The organism is Sporomusa sp. GT1 (genome assembly GCF_014634905.1).
In the GTDB taxonomy this organism is placed as follows: domain Bacteria; phylum Bacillota; class Negativicutes; order Sporomusales; family Sporomusaceae; genus Sporomusa; species Sporomusa sphaeroides.
Map to the genome: position 1 here is coordinate 1 of NZ_BMBX01000028.1, position 21,865 is coordinate 21,865.

Consider the following 21,865-nt stretch of genomic DNA (forward strand, 5'->3'; position numbering starts at 1 on the left):
CTCGATAGCTCAGTTGGTAGAGCAATCGGCTGTTAACCGATCGGTCGTAGGTTCGAGTCCTACTCGAGGAGCCATATTTAGTTTTGGAGAATGATAATTAGGAAGTTCTTCGCTACCGCTCAGAACTAAGCGATTCACACAAGTTCTAGCGTCGCGATGCTCCTAATAGCTTGGTTCTTTGCTTATATCGCGGGATGGAGCAGTTGGTAGCTCGTCGGGCTCATAACCCGAAGGTCGTAGGTTCAAGTCCTACTCCCGCAACCAATTATGGTGGCTGTGGTGAAGTGGTTAACACGCCGGATTGTGGCTCCGGTATTCGAGGGTTCGATCCCCTCCAGTCACCCCATATAAGGAATGTGACACATAGAACATTTAATTTGCGTCATCCTTTAGGATGATGCAAATTTTTGCGTAAGCAAAAAGGTTTAAGACCTAAAATTAGAATGTATTTCAATACGCGGCCCAAACGCCCCCTGTTGTAGTTTCTATCCTACAACAGGGGGCGTTTTGTCATGAGAAGTCAGCCGAGGGTATTGGTTTAAAAAGAATCAGTTATACCTTTGATCAAGAAATACATAGCCGCGTTTTTTCATTGTTTTTATGTACTTTCGAGTATTATTTTTTTCCAGCTTTTTTCGCAAATTACTGACGTGAACCATAACGGTTCGTATATCTCCCAGACTTTCGCTCTGCCATACCTGTTGATAAAGCTCTTCGCATGAAATGGGTTTGCAGGGGTGCTTTAACATATATAGCAAAATATCAAATTCAATTGGAGAGAGCAGAAGCTCCTGCTGGTGTTTGTAAATGATTTTTTTTTCCATATTGACAACAAAATCTCCGGTGGATAATTCCGCTGCAGCAGTATTGAGGGTGCGGCGTTCCAGTTCCACCCGCCGTAGCATGGCTCTGACACGAGCGACCAGCTCCTTGGGATAAAAGGGCTTACGGATATAATCATCCCCGCCAACGGTAAGCGCGCGAAGGACTTGTTCTTCCTCATCAAGGCAACTGACGAACAGAATGGGGCAGGAGCGGGTTTTGCGTATGTGCAGACAAAGCTCAGTTCCGCTTTGATCGGGAAGCATGATATCCAGCAGTATCAAATCAATGTCAGTGCATTCCAGTTGGCGGATAGCCTCGGCTCCGTCAGCGGCAGCGCTTACGCAATAACCGGCATTGCCGAGGTATAGGCTGATAATTTCAACGATATCAGGATCGTCATCGACAACAAGTATAGCATTCGTTTTTACGCCGTTAGCCATGGCAACTGGTTACCACCCTTTCATGATTGTTATTTTTATTGTATCATGTTCATGTTGGTAAAAAAAGGTGGGCATGGGCCGTTTCTTCTGATATGGTATAAACAGTGAAAATGAGAGGAGCAGGAGCATGAAAAAACTGCTGATAATGATAGTCTTGTGCTTGTTGCTTGCCGTCAGTCTGGTCCCGGCATCGGCACTTGCGGCTGTCCAGGAGGTACAAAGCGATAAGATAGAATTGAAACTTTCACTGTTCACCCGTGAGGAGCAGGATTGGATCCGGGCTCAGCAGAACAAGGTATTTTATGTGGGAGTGGCCCAGGATTATATTCCGATTGAATACCTGGATGAACGGGGACGACCGCGCGGTATGGGAGTGGAATTGCTACGCAAGATACATCAGTTGACAGGGTTGAGGTTCAGGCTGTATCAAAACAGCGCGAAAGAAACCTGGGAGGAAATATTACAAAGCACGGTGGAAAAGCGGATAGACATACTTTCTACCGTATCGGTTACCCCGGAGCGTCAGGAATACCTGGAGTTCTCTGTTCCTTATATGGAGACAACTCAGGTTATCGTCGGTGATGTGGATACAAACCGGCTCTTTCGGGATGTTGCCCAGATTGAGGAAAACAGTACATTTGCCGTGCCCAGAGGCTATTGGTTTGTAGACATTATTAAGAAAGATATTCCCCAAGCAGGCATCATCTACGTGGATAATATGGAGGAAGCCCTGGAGTATGTGAGCAAAAAAAAGGCGGATTATACCATCTGTGAAATTCCGGTGTTTACCTATTACAAGGATCAGGGCATGTATCAAGAAATAAAAATAGTAGGTGAACTGAACGAAAAAAATCAAATATTTATTGGAACACGAAAAGATCTTAAAGAATTGATCCCCATTATAAATAAAGTCATACTACATATTAATTATGATGAAATATACGAAGCTTCCATGGTAATTCCGCGGAATGACAGGAAGGAAAGACGGCTTACGGCACTTGTCGTCTTACTGGGGATACTGCTCATCATTGTCATATATTATCTTTGGCGAACCATCCGGAAGCTGGTCCGGTCCAAGCAAGCAGCCGAAGAAGCTAACAATGATAAAACACGGCTAATGACCAATATTGCCCACGATTTGCGAACACCGCTGACGGTGATTCTGGGTTATGCGCAGGCTATGATGGAAGGGCAGGTGCAAAAGGAGGCTGATAAGGAGCGGTATATCCGGAAGATAAGTGAAAAGGTAACATATTTAAGTGCGGTCGTGGATGATTTTTTTCTTTTGGCAAGGCTGGAAGACAATAATCTGGCACTAAGGCAGGAACCGGTCAGACTGGACTGTTTCCTGCGTCAAATTGTCGAAGACGCGGAACTGAAGGCTCAGGCCAAACAAATACAAGTTTCACTGCACGTGGCGGACGGAGCCGCCGTCTTTAAAAATGTCGATGGAGTCAAACTGTATCGGGCTATTGAAAATATTATGACCAATGCGATTGCCTATACTGGGCGAGGGGGGCGGATTGAGGTATCCGCTATACCGACAGTGGAGGGAAAGGTGGAGATTGCAATCAAAGATAATGGGCAAGGCATTGTTCAGGAAGAGCTTCCTCATATTTTTGAACGGTATTATAAAGGCGGGCAGGCCAGAAAAGAGGCAATTGGCCTGGGTCTCTACATTGCACGGGAAATTATACATAGGCATCAGGGTGAAATCAGAGCGGAAAGCGAACTTGGCAGAGGTAGCGTATTTTATGTGGTGCTGTAACAGGACCGCTTAATCTTTAAGATTTCTTTAGGTTTGTTTCGCAAGATCCTTTGTATAATATAAAGATAGGAGTGTATCGTAACCCGTGTAAATGGAATAATCAACCAGATTATTTAGGAACTAAGGATGCATTTACTCATACTCAGGATAGTAGGGCAGTGCAGAGGTGCGGCCTGAGGAGGTATGCGGTTACGCGAAGCGGCGATACTTATTAGAGTGTCGCCTTTTTCATTGCCGTCTTGAAAAACCAAAACGATAAACCTTGTGGGTTGGGGCAGTGCCCCAATGACAGTTTAGGAAGCTTTGTTCTCAGGCATCAAAGGACTTATGGTAAAAGGAGCTATTGGTGCTATTATCGCATTGGCGCAATCGTCCGGGTTTGGTGCAATCGGCATGATTGACGTTCACATCTTTTAAGGAGGAGGATGCTGTGTCTGGTACAAAACCGTCAGAAAAGGATTCTTGTGTAGACATACTGTATAAACTGGCCGTTTCTTTAGCCGGTCAACTGGATTTGGACAAGTTGTTTTCAACCATTGTCAGTATCGGTTGTGAACTGGCAAAGACCTCCCATGTTTTTATCTACGCAGTTGACCGGGAAAAAGAAGTGCTTGAGCTGAGGGCCGGCACCGGTATCTATACCCATTATCAGGGCGTATTGCGCACCAAAGCCGAACCGTCTGTTTCCAGTGTTGTTTGGAATACGGGACAAATGCTGACAGTAAATAATCTGAGTCAATGGGCCGGCCGGGCTCAAGACCGGCCATACGGCTGGGACAGTGTCAAATCGATTTTGGGACTGCCGGTATATGCGGGGCATGAGGTCATTGCTGTCCTGGGGCTGGGTTTTGAGCAGGAAAAGCCGGAGCTTAGTGCTGGAAAAATTGAACTGTTACGCCATTTTGCCGTCCTGGCATCATTGGCGTTAAATAATGCCCGACTGTACGGTGAATTGAAAACACAGCTTTCGGTGCAAAAGCAGATCAACAAAGAGCAGCAGGCCGTTATTGAGCAACAACTTAAGCTGTATCCGCGTGTTATCCAGGAAATAAATTTGGTGGTGAAAAACACACAAGGACTGCTTGGGAATGTATTTAGGGGAGCGGAGCATTCCGGGTTGAATCACCGCCTGCGCCGGACTACACGGCACCATTTGACCGAAAATCGCCTTCAAGCCGACCGGGGGAAGGAGCAGAACCAACGGGTCAGACAGCAGGCGGAACCCCTTACCAGCCGTGAGCAAACCGTTCTTAGCCTGATCGCGGCCGGATTATCCAATCAAGAGATCGCCGCTGAGATGAAAGTTACGGTTAATACGGTTAAAACCCATGTCAGCCGAATTCTGGCAAAACTGGGTGTGAGAAGCCGGGTTCAAGCTTTGGCTAAGGCCAGGGAAACGGGCTTGCTATAGCGGGTGTGTGGCAAGTATATCGGAAATCGAGCGATGATGGCGCATACAAAAAATGCCTCCTTCCTGGTTGCGGAGGTATTTTTTGCCATACAGCAAAAATAACTGGAACCGGAGCACTGCTTAGTTGTTGCGCTGCCGGTATGAATCATAAAGCTGCAGTAAAACCAGGCTCATTTAGCCTGTTCATTGTAAAAAAGATACATTTTATCATTCTTTAGTGTGATGAAAAATTGCCAGCTTTTTGTCATACTGTAAATTATAGCAATAAAATATTTAAACCGGAGGCAGCTATGAAACAACGTATCCTACCAGTTATGGTTATTTTTATCGGATTTTCCCTGGCAAACTGCGCTTATGCCACATCCCTTGACAAGGGTAGTGATGCCGGCGTTATTCTCAATCAAAGCCGGGATTTTTTTCGCCGGCAGGAAATTAATCAGGAGTTGGAGGCGGAAAAAAATCGCCAGCGGGATGGAGCGGAGGTTGAAGACAGGAAGCCGGTTGAGGACAGCGGCGAGGAATTGCATTTTGAGTTAAAAGGCATTGAGTTCACGCCGTCAAAAATCCTGACATCCGAACAACTTACCGCCATCATTGAGCCCTATCTCGGAAAATCCATTTCCCTCAAAGACCTGTATGCCATTGTCGACGCGGTCAATGCCGTGTACCGGGATCAGGGCTATGTCACCTGCCGGGCAGGCTTGCCGCCGCAGACCGTTACCGGCGGCGTGGTCAAAATTGAACTCCTGGAAGGCAGTGTCGGCCAGGTGGAGATACAAAACAACGCCGATACTGCCGAACAATACATCAAAAACCGGCTGCCGCTGACGTCTGGCGACATTGTCAGCCTGCATGAGTTAAACCGGTCACTGCTGTGGTTTAACGGCACCAACGACGTGCAGCTGCGCATCCGGCTCAAGGCAGGCGCTGAACCGGGGACAACCGATTATGTCATTACCGCCTATGAACCGCGGCGCGAGCAAGTTTCCCTGTTTGCCGACAACGCCGGTTCTGAGACCAGCGGCCTGTGGCGTCAAGGCGCAAGCTACAGCAACCGGAGCGTAAGCGGTCAGCGCGATCAACTGGTTTTAGGCTATATGCGCAGTAAGGGAACCGATTCCGGCAGCTTCAGCTACAGCCTGCCTGTCAGCGACAAGGGAACCCGGCTGGGAGTAAGCTACAGCGCCAACAGCGTTAAAATAGTCAAAGGCGCATTACGTGAGCTGGATACGCGCGGCCACTCCAGCTTCTACGGTCTCAGCTTGAGCCAGCCCCTCAGCGTCAGCAAGGAACGCAAGGTGGAAGCAGGCCTGGACTGGAGCCGGCAAAACTCACAGACTGATTTTTTGGGACAGCGTTGGGTGGACGATGATATCGAGCGGTACAATCTCTCGCTGACGGTGACCGATTACGGTCAGCGCCAGGTGTTGTATCAACGGCATAACTACAGTTTCGGTACCTGGCGGGATATCAGCGATGCGGAGAAGCATTACGGGAAATATCAATTCAGCGGCATCGGCCAGATGGTGTATGGCGGCGGACAAATCCTGACAATCAGGCTCAGCGCCCAACTCAGCGGCTCTAATTATTTGCCGTCAGCCGAGCAGTTTTACCTTGGCGGCGTATACAGCGTCCGCGGCTACCGGGAAAATCTCATCGGCGCCGATAACGGTTATTCTTTGAGTCTGGAGTATGCTATACCGGAGCAGCGCAACCGGGAAATCTTTGTGTTTCTGGATGGCGGCCGGGTCAGCGGCGATAACGCTTTTGACGATCATATACTGGCTGCAGCAGGTTGCGGCTACCGGATTAATTTTGACAAAGACCTGTCGGCATCACTGACTCTGGGTCTGCCGCTTAGAAAAAGTATCAATGGCGAGCAGATTAGTAAAACCCGGCTGCATGTGATGATGAACGGACAGTTTAAATAGTACGGGAGAGGAGTGTGCGATATGAAATTTGCAAGAGCATTACTGCGGCTGGAGAAAAGAAAGGAAGCAGCGGAATTACGGCAAACTGAAACCAGGCAACGCCGGTTTTGGAGGAAAACGGCGGCTGTGACGACGGCTTTTACCTTTCTGGCCAATCCGTTGTCGGCGTTGGCAGCGGTTGTGTCGGGAGACGCCATTACGAAGGTTACCCAGAACGGCAACCGTTATGATGTGGAAACCAGCCGCCGCTACGGTCAGAATAATCAAAACGCTGTTAACGTATTCAATGAGTTCGGCCTGAACGCCAATGAAATCGCCAACCTCTACTTCGGCACGAAAGCTGATAACAGCGCCAATAATTTATTTAACTTTGTCAACGCCCGAATCGATGTCAACGGTACGGTCAATGCCATCAAAAACAATAAGATCGGCGGCAACCTGTACTTCCTCAGCAAGGAAGGCATGTTTGTCGGCGGCACGGGCGTCATCAACACCGGCTCGCTGTATGTCATGACACCGGCCGGCATGCTGGGCGATCCGCTGCATCCCGAGTATGGCTATAACTATGAAGCGCTGAAAGGCCAGTTTGCACAAGGGTTCGCGACAGAAGGCACGGAAGCCTATAAACGGGTTGTCGCCGCCAATATCCCACTGAATGCCGATGCTACCATCAGTGTGCTCGGCAAGATCAACGCGGTTAATAATATTGGTTTGTACGCGCCCAAAATCGCCGTTGGCAAAAATCTGCTCGATGCGAATGCCGCTATAGCAACCGGCGCGGCTTTAAAAACAGGTGTTATTGATTTTACGGGGCTGGTCAATACCAACGGTTCGTCCGGCCTGACAGGCTCTGCTTTAACAGCCAGCCGCGATGCGGACAGCGGCGACATTGTCCTGGCGGCCAAGGCCGAGTACGCCAATACCCTGGATCAGGTATTTAATAACCTGGGCAATGTTCTGGGAGTTCCTGATATTAACGTGCCTAAGACGATCACCGCTTCCGTGGAAACCCATGGAACGATAGACGCCGCCCGTCACGCCAGGTTGACGGCTGAAGCGACCAACGGCAACTGGGACCTGGCACAGGAAAAGACCGCAGGCAGTCCCGCGGCGGACGCGGGCAATTTTGCTCAGACTGTGGCGAAAGTAAACGTCGCGGGTGTGATAAAAAGCGGTGGTGACACCGTGTTAAAAGCCGGTGCGAACAATACCTATGTGGATCAGGGAGCGGCTCTGAATACCCTCCTGCCCGCCCTGGGATATGTTACGAGCCCGCTGGGCGCCACTGTCATGATCCTTGGCAGCGAGGCTGACGTCACTATCGGTGCCTCAGGCAGCGTGACAGCGGCTGGCAATGTCGACATCGCCGCCGAGTCCAAGCTGGACGGAACGGCGGGTCTGAGCATGGACGGGCTCCAGCTTGTCAGCATCAGCGGCAAGATCCCTTCAGCCGGCGTAGCTTATGCCAAAACCGAAAATAGAGCCGGTATCACCGTAGATGGCGCGGTAAAATCCACCGCCGGTGATGTCAGTATTGCCGCGACGGCGGAGGAACTGGTCCGTACAACCGGAGCAGTCGCCGCCAAAAAAGCCTTGTTTGTCGGCGATGCTCCCGGTCTGGTCACCGGCATTGCCATTACCGACAGTGAAAATCACGCTGTTGTCAACATTAACAACACCATCGATGCCGCCGGCGACGCAACGGTGACTGCCGACGCGCGCAATACGCTGGTTACCGCCGCTTCGGCGGGAGCCCCTGACGGCAGTATGGCGTCCGCGGCCGTTAATATCCTGTTGCACGACAGCTCGGCCCAGGTCAACGTCAACAAGACAATCACGGCCGGTAACGATCTGACCATCGACGCGACCAATACAATTCTTGAAAACACCGCGACGGCCAGCAACACCCATGGTGCGTCCAAGCTGAAGGCGGAAGTGATGCAAGCCGCCGATATTGGCGGCATTGGCAATGCCGCCAAAGGACTGATTCCGACCCCTATCATGGATTTTTTCGCGAACTTGAAAGGCGATAAGCCGCCGTCCGAACCGTCGCCGCTCGACAATCTGTTTTCAGCCGGGGCGGCTGCCGTCGTAGCTAAGGAGACGAACACAGCCGGTGTCAAAATTGCTAAAACCGCCGGCCTGCAAGCAACCGGCGATCTCAAGCTCAATGCCTCCGTATTGGTAGAGGATACGCACATGAGCTCCAGCGCCAAGACCAGCTCGTATAAGGAAGGCGCTACGAAGGATGTCGCCATTGCCGCCGCTGTGGTCTATGCGGGCATCGATAACAGCGCGACAGTGGAGATTGAAAGCCGTGACGCCAAAAGCGACGCGGTGAAGCTCAGTGGCAAAAATGTCAATATTACCAGCAGCACCCTGATGGAGTACAACCGGGTGGAACGGATGATACGGGATATAGAGCGGAGCGTTGACACCCTGGAAGAGGCCATTGCCGCGGTGAAAAAGATTGATTTAGACCAAATAGCGGAAGATAAAAAGCAGCAATGCCAGGCCCTGATCAGTGAGCTGGAAACGCTGAAGGACAGCCTATCAAGCTGTGCCGGTGCCTATACCGACGATTTTAAACAGGCGGTGAACAATCCTGATTCTGTCACTAAAGACAGTGTGATGGACGAAATCTTCAATACCGCAGCCGTTGGTCTGGGGGTTCTCAATCAGATCACCCAATTGCAGAACAGTTACACAGAACTGCTGAATGTGACCGACCCGGTTGTCGAGCCGTTCGCCAATGTCGTTAGCGGTGCTTTGGACATAGCGAGCAACGCGCTGGCCTTCGCCGAGCCCAATAACTATGCCAACTTTTCCGCCGGAGCCCGCGCCGCCGGCCAGACCGAGGCGTCAATCGCCGGTTCGGTCACCATTACCGACATTGGCCATACCAGCCGTGTCCTGATTGGCCGCAACGCCGAACTGCAAGCGACGAACAAGCTGGAGCTGGCGTCGGAAAACAAAATCGGCGATGTCAACATCACCGGCAAGACCCAGTTCTGGAAACCGGACGCTTCAGGCCCGGGCGTTGGTGTCGGCGGCAGTCTCAACTACCAGGACTTTGACACCAATTCGCTGGTGGCTGTAGCTGAAGGCGCATCGCTAAAAGGCGGTGATATCAAGCTAAGCTCCGACAATGAGATTTTCCATGTGGGCGCGATGCTGTCCGCCGGCAAGAGCGACGGCTCCGCCATTTCCGGCATGGTTTCCTTTACCAATGGAGAAAGCATCAACGTGGTATCGGTCGATGACGAGGCGACTATAACGGCGGTAAAAGATGCGGCTGCAGGTAATCAGGGTGCCGTTCAAATCGCCGCTAACAATAACACCAGCGTAACCAATGCCATTCTGTCCTTCAGCGCTGCCGGCGGCAGCGCCGGCGTAGGCATGGGCGTAGCCGTCAATGACCTGGATGTGCGCAATATTGCCGCTGTTGCCGACAACGACGCCAAAAAAGCCGGCGGCATCGAGGTTGGCGAGCTTTTCGGCAGCAATTGGAGCGATTCGCTGAATGAATCCGGCAAAATTACGGCACATAGCTTTTCCATTGGCGCTGAAACGACCGGCCTGATCAATGCCATCAGCGTGGCTGGCGGCATGACCTCAAGCGGCCAGGATGAACCCAAGGAAGAGCCCGGGTTTTTTGACAAGTTAAAAACGCCAATTACGAAGATAGGAAATCTAAAGGATAAGGCGCTGGGTGGTATCAACCAGGTATCCAACAAGCTGCAGGGCGCTCTGAACAGCTTCAGCGGCAACTCGGCTCAGGGCGGCGGCGCCACCCCGCCGGCAGGAGCGGCAGCCGGCGTGCCATCGTTTAGTGTGGCTGGAGCGGGCAGTGTATCGCTCAACTTTATTGACAGCCAAACCAAGGCTGTGGCCGATGGCGCCAATATCGAGCTGTCCGGCGGTACAGCCAGTATTGAGGCGCGGGATTCCGCCTTTATCGGTGCCTGGAGCGGTGCTGCCGCCATCTCAAACCGCAAGCCGGACCCGAATGCGGGTGGCGGCAGTACAACCAGCGTGGCGTTCGCCGGTGCGGTCGGCGTCAACGATATTACCAGCAATACCGAAGCCCTGCTGGCCAACAGTAAGGTTGACGGAGCCGGCGCTATTGACGTGACGGCTGTCAGTGGCGGCACGCAGGCGGCAGCCGGTATTGCCGCCACGGTGACTAAAAACTCTCAGGGCATGAATAACTCCAACTATCAGGGTGGCGCTGCCGTGTCGGTCAACCTGCTTGAGCGCAGCGTCAATGCTAATATGAATAATGTCGAGGTCAATCAGCAGGCGGCTTCCGGCGGCACGGACATCGATGTGACCGCCTATGCCAGCGATGTGCAGGTTACCGGCGGCGTGAACGCCAATCTGGCCTTAAGCGGCGGCCAGGTGGCCGGCGGTTCGGTGACGGTAGCCGATATTAAAAATACTCTGAACGCCGGTATCAGCGGCGGCAAGTATGCGCATAGTGATGATGTCCAGGTGCAGAGCCTGCTGGCCACTACTCAGGTAACGGCGGCAATTGCTGCCGGTGTGGCAGCCGGCGGCAGCCAGACAAATAATGTATTCAGCGGTGCCGTAGTCTACAATGGACTGCATAACAAAGCTGCCGCCGTTATTGACGGGGCGGAGATCACCGCGAACGGTTCTGTCAATGTTCTGGCGCATGACGCTAAAGCAAATTCACTTGCCGCGAAAAAATACCAGGATAAGCTGGGCAGCTATTCAGATCATCAGCAGACAGCCGCTGCCCGCGGCCTGGATACCGATGGCAGCAGCTACTATAAGGATTTAGACACCAGTGCTGCCGATTCGGCCTTGGATCTCAATAACAACAAGCAAGACGGCAGCATGATTGTGACGGCGGCGCTGACTGTAGCCGGTTCAAGCGACAACGCCGTGGGTGCGGCGGTCAATGTCGGCAATATCAATAATGATTTCGGTGCTTCGATTAAAAATGCGAACATTGCAGCCGAATCCGTCGGTGCGACTGCTAACGCGGATACGCTGACCGTCAGTGCGGTCGGCGGCGTGGCCGCAGGAGCCAAAAACTTTGGCGGTATGGGCAGTGTGTCCTGGCAGACACTGACAAATGACGTGAAAGCGACAATCGAGCAGGGGACGCTGACAGCGGATTCGGTGAAGGTTAACGCCCGCAACGGCGCGCTGGCGGTCAACGCCGCCGGTCAGGTAACTGTCGGCAAAGGTGCCGCCGTTGGTGCGACGCTGGTTTATACCGGCATGGACAATACCACAGGCGCCTATATTAAGGGTAGTCAACTGGCGGCAGCCGATGCCGCGCAGGGGATTGACGTGACCGTCAATGCCGCCGGTACGGCGGCAATCTATGGCGTGGGTGCCAGCGTGGCAGCTTCACCGGACACTGCCGCTATCAGCGGCACAGTAGTCATCAATAGCGGCGGCAACAATACCGAAGCCGCTATCGAAAAAGACGGCGATACGCGCACCACACTGACAAACGCGGACGACATTACCGTCCATGCGGCAGATAAAACGAATGTAATGGCGGTAGTGGCGAATGTGAACGCTGCTGGCAAGGTTGCGGTTGGTGCGGGCGTTGCCTACAACGACATCGGCGGCGCTTCGTCCAATCCCGCTTCAGCCAAGCAAAAGGTTTCGGCGCGTCTCGAGCATGCCGATATTACCACTGTGCCGGATAGTGTGATTAAGGTAACCGCAGATGACCAGTCTAAGCTGCTGACCATGGCTGTCGGCGTTGGCGGTAGCGGCAAGGTCGCGGTGCAGGGTGCGGCGGCTACGGCGCTTGTCAATAAGAGTCTCAGTGCCGCGATGACTGATGTCAATATCGACAAGGATGCCGACGGCGCCGACCGGGCGACGGTCAAGGTCGCAGCCGACAACCAAAGCGATATTACCACCGGCGCTTATGTCGTCGCAGCCGCCGGGACAGCGGCAGTCGGCGCGGGTGTCAGCGTCAGCCGTATCCTGCAGGATACCGAAGCCGAGGTGAGTGGCGGCAAGCAAAATATTGCCGATCTGCTGGTTAGTTCCAAAGCGGCGCCGTCCATTTTCACGGTGGGCGTGGGCGGAGGCGCAGCCGGCACCGCCGGCATTGCCGGTTCCGTGGCTGTCAATACGATTGAAAACAATAACCGGGCCAAAATTAGCGGCGATGCCGTGATTACGGCCCAGAACAATATCGGCCTGCTGGCTGAGAGCGATGAACTGATCAGCAACTACGCGGGCGTGCTGACCATCGGCGGCACTGCGGCTGTTGGCGCGGCCGTCAGCGTCAATGACATTCAGGGCGATACCGTGGCTATGATTGAAGGCAATGGTACGGGCAAAACCAGGATTACGGCTCTGGGCAAAGCCGGTTCTGTCGACACGTACAGCCAAATCAAGGACGACGCAATTGTCGACGCGGTAATCACGGGCGAAACCTTTGATCCGACCGACAACCTAAAAGGGAAACGGCAGAAGGAGAGCAAAACCGGCATTGTTGTCGATGCTTCCGCTGCCCGCAATATCCGTTCCGCTCTGGCTAACCTGTCCGGCGCCGGTAACGTGGCCGCGGCTGTCACCGCCAATGTGAACACGATCGGCGGCAGCACCAAAGCCGGCATCAGCGATACGCTGATCAACGGCGGCTCCGGCTCATCTGCGGGCGGAAACGTCAGCGTCAGAGCCAGCGACTATACCAACAGCACCGGCTTTGTCGGCACAGCGGCCGGCGCCGGCAATGTGGCGGCAGGACTTTCTTCCGATACGAACATCGTTGACCGCGAGACCGTGGCGAAAGTCAGCGGCAGCGACATCAAAGCCGTTGACCTGGAGCTTGCAGCGATTGGAAAACAGGGGATATCCTCCTTTGGCGCCGGCGTAGCTGTGGCCGGACAGGGTGCGGGTATTGCCGGCACGGTGGGAGTGAGCGCCCTCAATGCGCGGACTGCCGCCGAACTGGCGGACAGTACGGTGAAGGCAGGGGACGTGTCCGTCCGGGCCGAGCATCTGGGCCGCGTTAATCTGGGAACAGCGTCTGTCGGCGGCGCGGGCGTCGGGGCGGGTGTTGGCCTGGCGGTCGGCGTGACCAGCGATAAATCGGTCACTGAAGCCCTGGTCAGCAACAGCACAGTGACGAGCTCAGACAATATTGATGTCAGTGCTGACAACACTACTGAACTTAATACTTTAATCACCTCCTTCGGTGTGGCGGGACTGGGGGCCGGTGTGTCCGGCTCGGTATCGGTCAACAATATTGACAGCCAGGTGAAGGCTGGTGTAAACAATGCGTCTCTGACAGCGGCCAACGGTGACATTGATGTGGACGCTGACAATACGATTCGCATCGATGCCAACACCGGCGGTGTAGCCGCCGGCGCGGCAGGTGTCGGCGCCAGCGTCAGTGTCAACACCATCGACAGCCAGGTGGAGGCCATGACAAACAATGCCAGCCTGACTGCAACTAACGGCAATATCGGCATCACTGCCGATGAAACACGCGACATCAGCCAGTTCGCCGTCAACGCGGCGGCAGGTATCGGCGCTCTGTCTGCAAATATCATGGTTACTAACGTTGGTAAGCAGTTGTCCACCGCCGGCGGCAGTGATGATGCAGCCAAAGCGGAAAAAGACGCCGCCGGGCAGGTTGACCGGGCTAATTCGGTTTACGGCAGCGGTGATATTCTGGCAGGTGATTTCGGCGCCAGAAATACCGGCGGCTCTGCTGTAAAGCAGAGTGATCTCGCCGTCAACGCCGGCAAAGGAAAAGACAACGGTTCCATGATCAAGGCCGGGGTCAGCGGCGGTTCACTCACTGCCGGCGGCGACATTGTGGTCAAAGCAACAGAAACTGATGACATCGACATTAACAGCGGTAACATCGCAATCGGCGGCATCAGCGTCAACGCCTCTGTCGGCATTTTGAACGTGCACCGTAACACCCGGGTTGAAATCGATGACGCGGCGCTGACAGCGGCCCGAAATATCCATGCCCAGGCACTGGTACAGGATGGAGGCGCCGGCACCAGGATGAATATGCTTCAGGGTACGGCAGGCGTCTTTGGTGTGAGCGCCGGTTATGCGAAGCTGGCTACTCATGGCTCGGGCAGTGTCGACATCCGTAACAGCAGCCTGCAGGCTAACGGTCAGGACGGCATCACGGTGGAAGCAAAAGATCAGGGCAGCACCGAAATCAACGCTTTGGGCCTGACGGCCGGCCTGGTCGGCGCCGGTGTCATCATTACCGACGCTGCCAACGACAGTAGCGTAGCCGTCAATATTGACAAAAGCAGTTTTACCGCAAAAAATACGAGCGTTACCGCCGACAAAGCCAACTCCGTTACGGCCAACGCCGTCGGCGGCGTGGTCGGCTATACGGGCGCGCTGTCCGGCGTCGTCGCCATGGCTGATGATAAAGGTGTCAGCAGTGTAACCGTGAAGAACGGATCAGAATTTAGCGGCGGCTCGGTGGCGCTGACTGCGCAAAACGCGCCGGCGGTTAAGGCCAATGCCGGCAGTGCGGCTGTTTCTCTCGCCGGGGCGGGCGGTGCTTCTGTGGCTGTCGCCAAGGCGGCCGGCGGCGCCAATCTGCACGTCCTGGGCGCCAACAGCTTCCAAAATGATACAGTCAGCTTTAATGCCGGCATTGGCACCCAGACAGGCAAAGCCACAGCTCAGGCCGATGCGGCCGGTCTGGCGGCAGCCGGTCTCCTCGGCGTCGGTGTCAACAGCAGTTATGCCGGGAGCGCCATGAATGTCGAGGTAACGGTAGATAAGCAGGACTATAAAAACAATACGGTATTGACAATTTCCGGTCATAACGAAACCAAACAAAAGGCAGAGACCAAGGGTCTCACCATTGGCGGCGTGCTGGCTGCCGGCAGCAACAAGGCCGAGACTGTCAGTTCCGGTTTGACGGTGGTTAACGCCAAGGGTGCAACCGCCGGCAGTGTGACGGTGAACGCCTTCGGTACGGCCGACAACACCGCTGTTGCCGGCGGCAGCGGCGGCGGCTTGATCAGCGCGGGGGCAACATTCGCCGACAACACCATGACAAGCGATACTATTGTCAATCTGAGCGGCGACTGGACGGTTGCCGGCAGTCTGTCAGCCAACGCGGTACAGCAGGATAGAGCTAACCTCAACGCCGATTCGGTGCAGGCCGGCTTGGCGGCGATCAACGGCGCGCAAGCTACGAACACGATCGGCAACAAGAGCAAGGGGACCGCGGTTAACGTCCTGGACGGAGCGAAACTGACCGCCGGTGACATCAGCCTGACGGCCAGAAATAATATGACCGTTAATGACCGCTATGCGTATATGGTCGAGGGAGCGGGTTATGGCGGCATTGCCGTTCAGAACGCGACTGCTGAGAATACCATCACTAGAAGCGCGGCAGTCAATGTCGGCAGCGCCGCTCTCACGGCCCGGACCGGCGGCCTGACGCTTGCGGCGCTGACAGAAGGAAACGTCAACAGCAAGGCCAGCATGAAGACCGGCGGCCTGGTCGCTGTTGTTACGGCGAAGAATACCAATACCATGAACGTAGATAATGCGGTGAATCTGGCAGCCGGTTCTCAGACGGAAACCAAGAAATTTGGCGAGAGCGTAACACTGGCGGCCAGCGATTCATTAGACGTCACGGCTGCAGCCATTGCCGACAATGAAGGCGGAGCGGCCGGCGGCAGCGCCGCCAACATGACCAATACCCTCAAGCGGGCCAACACGGTTCAGGTGGCCGGTGCCATTCGCAGCATGGGCGACACCAACCTGTACGCCGGCACCCGGACGGACGGAACCAAGGGTGTGCTGAATCTGGACGTGGCAGCCGAGGCGTATAATAAGAGCGTTATTCCGGTCGCCGTACCCAGCCTCACGAACATAAACAGGCAGCAAAACCGTGTTCTGGTCACCGGCAGCGGTATAGTCGACAGTGTACGGCACATCAATCTGGCCGCCAATCAGGGCAAGGAATATGTGGCGGAAACGACAGCCACCTATACCTGGTATGAAGGTGAGGACACGGAAAAATCGTTTACCGGTACAGCGGCCGGCAAGGACAGCCGGAGCAAGCAGAGCGATAATTACGTCCAGCTCGACGGCAAGCTGACCGCCGGCACGCAGAACAAGCTGACCGTCACCGTTGATGGCAAGGTGGCACCGCCGGGCGGCACAATCAGCGGCGGTGATGTCGGTCTGACTATTACCGTAGACAGCGGCAACGCTGAACAGGATGCGGCGATTCAGGCGCAGATCAAACAAGGCACGCTTGATTACGGCAAGGAATTGTATGCGCGCTATCAAGCGCTAAGTCAGTTGATAACGGAATATGAAGGCAAGATCAATGGCGGCGGCGACGACCTTGCCGCATATGTCGGCTATACGGCGGAACAAACGCGCATTTTCAACCAAATGAAGGATTTAGGACTGGTCAGTAAGGAAACGGTCACGGCGAACGGCCAGACGGTAACAGTGGAAAAGGTCCGGGAGAATTTTACCGTTAATGCAGTGGAATTACCTGACCTGGCGGCTTCCGGCGGCAATATCGTGATCGACGCCGACAATATGACCGGCACCGGCAGTCTGGCGGCACAGGGATCGCCGCAAATCGATATTACCAATAATTCGACCTATTATATGAAGATCAATGATGTGGTCATCGGTGAAAAGGGCGGCGAAATCAAATTCAATAACAACAGTATTACTGCCAATGCCAACGCGTCGATCCAGGCTTTGAACAAAGACCGGACGAAACAGGTGGCTTATGGCGGCGTACATGCCGATGGTCCCAGCGGTGAGGCGGGTATCTCGATTAAGAGCAACTGGAACACTAATCTGAACGTTACTTATATCGATCCTGATGATCATACCAGCGAGACCATATCCGTAAAACCGCTGACAACAATCGAAGTCAACGGTGCGGTCGAGAATATGTACGGACGGGTTACGATTGATAACGCCGGCGGCGACATTCTGATTCAGGGCAAGACAGAAAAAGACAACGCATCGGTGCAGGGCAGGGAAATTGTGCTGTCCGCTGCCAACGGCTCGATCACACAGGGGTATATTGACGGTATCGTCAATATCGGCAGCTCGCCGGAAGCCGACTGGAAGAGCACCTATGAGGGCCTCCGGGCAAAATACCTGGCTGACGGCTATGACCTGACCAATCCAAAGCATGAGGTGCAAACGAACAACACTGCTAAAGGCGGCGGGGGAAGCTGGGTTGCGGGCGACGCAGTATATATCAATGCCGCCAGTATCAATGTGAACGGCACTATTCAAAGTGGTTATGACACCTATCAGGCGACGATTAATCAGGCAGAGCTGAACGCCGCTAAAAACGCCAGCCCGACCGGTTCCAAAGCGGTAGTCATCAACGGTGAGACCCTGATAAAGATCAATAACGGCAACCGCTCGGTCTATGACTCCGTCAGCGGCAAATATATCTATGAAGTGCAGGCATACTACAATCCCCGCACCGGCAAGATTGTCGTCGACGATATTGCGACCAAGGGCGGGCAGGTGCATCTGACCGGCCGCATTGCCAGTACCGGCAACGGCAAGATTACGGCGCTGGACGGCGGTGCAACAATCAATATCGTCAATAACGCCAATGCTGATCTGCAGGTAGGCAATGTCCTGAATAATAATATCGAAGGACTTATTAAGATCACCGATCTGAATACCAATAAGGTGACGGAATATACCCGGACACAAACCAAGGTCAGCGACCTGTTCGGCAAAAATTCTCAAACCAGCGGTGCGTCTTCCACCTACCAGGTCAAGAACGGGCTGCGCTACAACTGGACGGAAGGCTCGGCCACACAAACTGAAAAGACCTATCAGCGCGATATCAAAGCCGGCTTGTGGGGACTGGTGGAGGTCGGTGACTATACGGCATTGGCGGAATACGAAAAGGAATCGAATTTAAAAGCTGAAAAACCCGGCACCAAGCGGGATAAACTTACCGGCGCATTCATTGAGACCGTCCCGGAAGCAGGCAATACCGAATACGCGTTGATCTTTGACAATGTCATTACCAACCAGAGCCGTTCGAAAGTGGAATCGTGGAAGTCTAGCAGCGGTTTTTTGGGCTGGTTCAAATGGAACCACTACCGCTGGTCGGTAAAGACCGGTTCATCGCAGACGTACCTGAACAGTGTTAAAGCCGACAAGGCCATCAATATCGGCTTCATCGGGGAAACCGACGGCAAAATCAATATCACCGGCAAGCAGAACGTCGAACTGATGGGCGATATCCGCAATAACAGCTCTGCTGCTACGATGGAAATCATATCCGGCAAGAACAATGCGTTTGGCGCGATTACCCAGAGTAATGGCACCCTCTTTGGCGACAACATCAGGCTGGGTGCTGACAACGGTATTAACAACATACACATTACCTCGCTGAGCGACACGGTTCGGCTGGATGCGAATAATACCACAACCGGCAATATTGATATCCGCGTTGACGGCGGCTGGCTCAATAACCAGCAGTTTAAGGGCAATATCGATCTGGCGCGGGCCATCAACACCGGCAGCGGCGATGTCAGTCTGACAGCCCGCGGCGATATCACGCAGCAGGGCACAAACCTGACGGTGCAGGGCAATCGCATCGACTTGGCCAGCGACAACGGACAGATTGGCACAGACACCCGGGCGCTTGTCATCCGGGGCGGGCAGAACGCTCACGGCGGCGACAGCCTGTCAGCCAGCGTTAACGTGGCGGCCCAGGGGGACATCAATTTGATTCAGGATCAGGGCAACCTGCGTGTCGGTATCATCGACTCCACCGCAGGTGATGTGACGCTGACAGTCAATGACGGCAGCTTTGTCGACGCGCTGCCGTCCGGCGCGGCGGTCAGCCAGACGGCAGCCGACAAGAAGATTCAGAAATGGAAGGACCTTGGCCTGATCGCGGGCGACGGCGCCTTCACGGAGAAACGGGTACAGCAGGCTGCCGGGTATAAGAGCGGCGTTGAAGCTGATTACCGGACATACCAGGAGCAAAAAGCCTATTACGCCAGCCATGCGGACCAGCAAGCCGGCCCTGCCTATGCGGCGTATCTGGAACTGGATGCGAGATTTCAGGACTTCGCTTCCGCCGATGCGTATCTGGCGGCCGATGCCAAGTATCAGGATATGAGCAGAGCCTTGACCGCCGCCGATTATCAGTGGACGCAAGACCAACTGCTGTACGCGCTGCAGGACGCTATGATCAACAAGGAGGGCGGCAGTACCCAGACCGAAATCAAAGCCGCCAATATCAATGGCAACAATGTTACTCTGACGGCGCATCAGGGAGGCATCGGCATTGATACAGGCGCGGTAACGATCACGGATTTCACGAATGTCGATAATTTGAAACAGTTGGTCAACGCCGACGCCAGCGATGTGACCTGGACGAAAAATGCCGACGGCAAATTTACGTCAGCCACGATCAACGGCAAAAGCCCGCTGGGCGTCCACACCAGAAACAACGGTGTCCTCAACGCTGTCGCCAGTGATAATGTCTATCTGGCCGGCCGCACCGAAGGGCAGGACACTCCGCTCTTCATCGATAAGGTAACGACCGGCGGTAATATCCGTGTGCTGGGTAAAGCCGGTGTCTACAGCGTCAATACCGATCCGGCTTCGCCGAATTTCAACGGCAAGGATTTAATCCTGGAGGGTGGCACCGCTGACATTGGCATGGTTGACAACGCGATCCGGACGGTCTTGTCCGGCCAGCTCACGGCTCGCACCGACGGCTCGGCCTATATCCGTGATTTGTCCGGCGGCGGTTTTACCATCGGCTCTATATATACGGGCCAAAACTTATGGCTGCGTTCAAATGGTTCTATCACCAGCTTCTACAATACGCTTGATCCAAGCGATCCTCTGAACCTGGGGCGCATCACCGCGCAAAACATTGACATTATTTCAGGTGGTGATGTGGGTACGGCTGCGCACGGCCTGCGCATCACCAATTTCGCGGCTGATAAGGCTGATACGGCACAAATCAGTGTCACCGGCAGCAATGTATATCTGGAAGGCACTACCGCCCACGGCGAGGCGGACGGCGTACTTGTTCTGACTGACGTGACTGCTACCGCTGCCGATGGTGTTGTTAGTGCGACTAGCACGGACAATATCGTCCTTGCCGGCGATCTCACGGCAGATCATCAGGTTGTGCTGCAGGCAGGCCGCAAGGTGTCGCCGAATCTAGTTGTTACCCAGGGCGAAGGAGATATCCGGCAGACAGGCGGTACAGTGACAACAGACATTCTCGCTGCAACGGCGGGAACCGGCATTGATATTAGCGCTGCCGGCAATACGATGAACCGTTTGATTGCCGAAAATGACCGGAATGACATCTCTGTTCGCAATTCCGGTGCTAATGGCCTGACTGTTGATGTGAATAAAGCCAACGCCGGCTCGATCGTCATTGAAAATCAAACCGGTATGCTGAAGGTGAATACGGCGCTTGAGGCCACCGGCGCCGACAGCGATATCAGACTCGCCAACCGAAACGGCGGCATTGTGTTTGAGGATGTAACCGCCGACCGGAAAGTTGATATTCAGGTTACGCAAGAGGGCGATATTACCGGCAAGGATGTCAAGGCAGTCAATGATACGCTGACCGTTCATACGGTCAAGGGCGATATTGACCTTGGCAATGTCTACGCCGGCAAGACTGCCGCGGTTGGATCGGATGACGGTTCGGTTACCATGTTCAGCATTGACGGTGAAAACGTTGTGATCCGCGTGAAAAATAAAAACCAGAATCTGCATGTACCCAAGATTACTGCTGCCAAAGATATCATCATCAGCAGCAACGCGATTGATATTGACCAGCTTACCCAGCGCGAGGGCTATGACAATATGCTGCTGTTCCGGCCGCAGGCAGCTGATCCCAATTCGCCGATGGAATACTTTAATATCGGTGAGATCAGTACCCGCAACGGTCTGCAGATTGATCAGCTTTGGGCGAAGCGGGCTGATATGCATGTCGATTCCAACCGTTTTTATATTGACAAACTCAGCATCATCGATGTCGGGCATTTCAGTAATGCTAATACGACGGTCACAGTGTACGGCTCCAGACCGGTTTTCGACAACGCCAATGTCCATTTCTGGTACAATCCGGAGCGGCGTGATCCCTGGATGTATCTGAATTTTATGCGGGATAACCACACTCTGGAGAGCAATGGCGTTCTGCTTCGCGGTGACAATTCCTTTTATACCTACTGGCAGCGTCCCAGCGGTGTGGAAGAAATGACCGACCGGATGCAGCGGCAGATGAGCCGGGACAACTGGCTGCTGCTGCAGTATATGCGCGAACCGGCGTCAGTCTATGGGCATTTCGGGAGGTTTAACCTGCTGGATATCAACCTGAGCGGTTTGCAGCAAACGCGGCCGCTGACCCTGCAACCGGGCAGTGAAGACGGCGAAATTCAACTTAGCTTGTTCTAATTTATGGTCAAATGCCGGCTGCGGAATTTTTCTCAGC

At 54.0% G+C, this 21,865-nt stretch carries 5 protein-coding genes and 2 tRNA genes; 6 read left to right on the top strand and 1 reads right to left on the bottom strand.

Annotated elements, in window-relative coordinates; all coding sequences use genetic code 11:
- Positions 1 to 188: 188 nt before the first annotated feature.
- Both GT1_RS19080 and GT1_RS19085 read left to right on the top strand, forming a co-directional pair.
- A tRNA-Met gene (locus tag GT1_RS19080) sits at positions 189 to 264 on the top strand.
- Positions 265 to 270: 6 nt separating this feature from the next.
- Positions 271 to 346, top strand: a tRNA-His gene (locus GT1_RS19085).
- 202 nt (positions 347 to 548) lie between these two features.
- Here the strand turns inward: GT1_RS19085 and GT1_RS19090 are convergent.
- Complete coding sequence (locus GT1_RS19090) at positions 549 to 1,265, bottom strand: response regulator transcription factor (protein WP_188400048.1); 717 nt, start codon at positions 1,263 to 1,265, stop codon at positions 549 to 551.
- 127 nt (positions 1,266 to 1,392) lie between these two features.
- On the opposite strand from GT1_RS19090, the gene GT1_RS19095 reads away from it, so the two are divergent.
- The 4 genes from GT1_RS19095 to GT1_RS19110 all read left to right on the top strand — a co-directional run bounded on the left by GT1_RS19095 (position 1,393) and on the right by GT1_RS19110 (position 21,828).
- Positions 1,393 to 3,033, top strand: a complete 1,641-nt coding sequence (locus GT1_RS19095) for an ATP-binding protein (RefSeq protein ID WP_188400049.1) — start codon at positions 1,393 to 1,395, stop codon at positions 3,031 to 3,033.
- A gap of 430 nt (positions 3,034 to 3,463) precedes the next feature.
- Entirely contained in the window at positions 3,464 to 4,444 is a 981-nt protein-coding gene (locus tag GT1_RS22665) for a LuxR C-terminal-related transcriptional regulator (protein ID WP_304626427.1), read from the top strand.
- A 290-nt stretch (positions 4,445 to 4,734) separates the two neighbouring features.
- A complete protein-coding gene (locus GT1_RS19105) occupies positions 4,735 to 6,375 on the top strand; it encodes a ShlB/FhaC/HecB family hemolysin secretion/activation protein (protein ID WP_188400050.1) in 1,641 nt (546 codons plus the stop codon).
- A gap of 21 nt (positions 6,376 to 6,396) precedes the next feature.
- The gene (locus tag GT1_RS19110) at positions 6,397 to 21,828 is read left to right on the top strand and encodes a leukotoxin LktA family filamentous adhesin (protein WP_188400051.1); all 15,432 of its coding nucleotides are present in this window, start codon (positions 6,397 to 6,399) and stop codon (positions 21,826 to 21,828) included.
- Positions 21,829 to 21,865: the final 37 nt, after the last annotated feature.

What these genes read in the sequence shown, in the direction of transcription:
- GT1_RS19110 (WP_188400051.1), top strand. Translation starts at nt 6,397, where the DNA reads ATGAAATTTGCAAGAGCATTACTGCGGCTGGAGAAAAGAAAGGAAGCA.
- GT1_RS19095 (WP_188400049.1), top strand. Translation starts at nt 1,393, where the DNA reads ATGAAAAAACTGCTGATAATGATAGTCTTGTGCTTGTTGCTTGCCGTC.
- GT1_RS19105 (WP_188400050.1), top strand. Translation starts at nt 4,735, where the DNA reads ATGAAACAACGTATCCTACCAGTTATGGTTATTTTTATCGGATTTTCC.
- GT1_RS19090 (WP_188400048.1), bottom strand. Translation starts at nt 1,265, where the DNA reads ATGGCTAACGGCGTAAAAACGAATGCTATACTTGTTGTCGATGACGAT.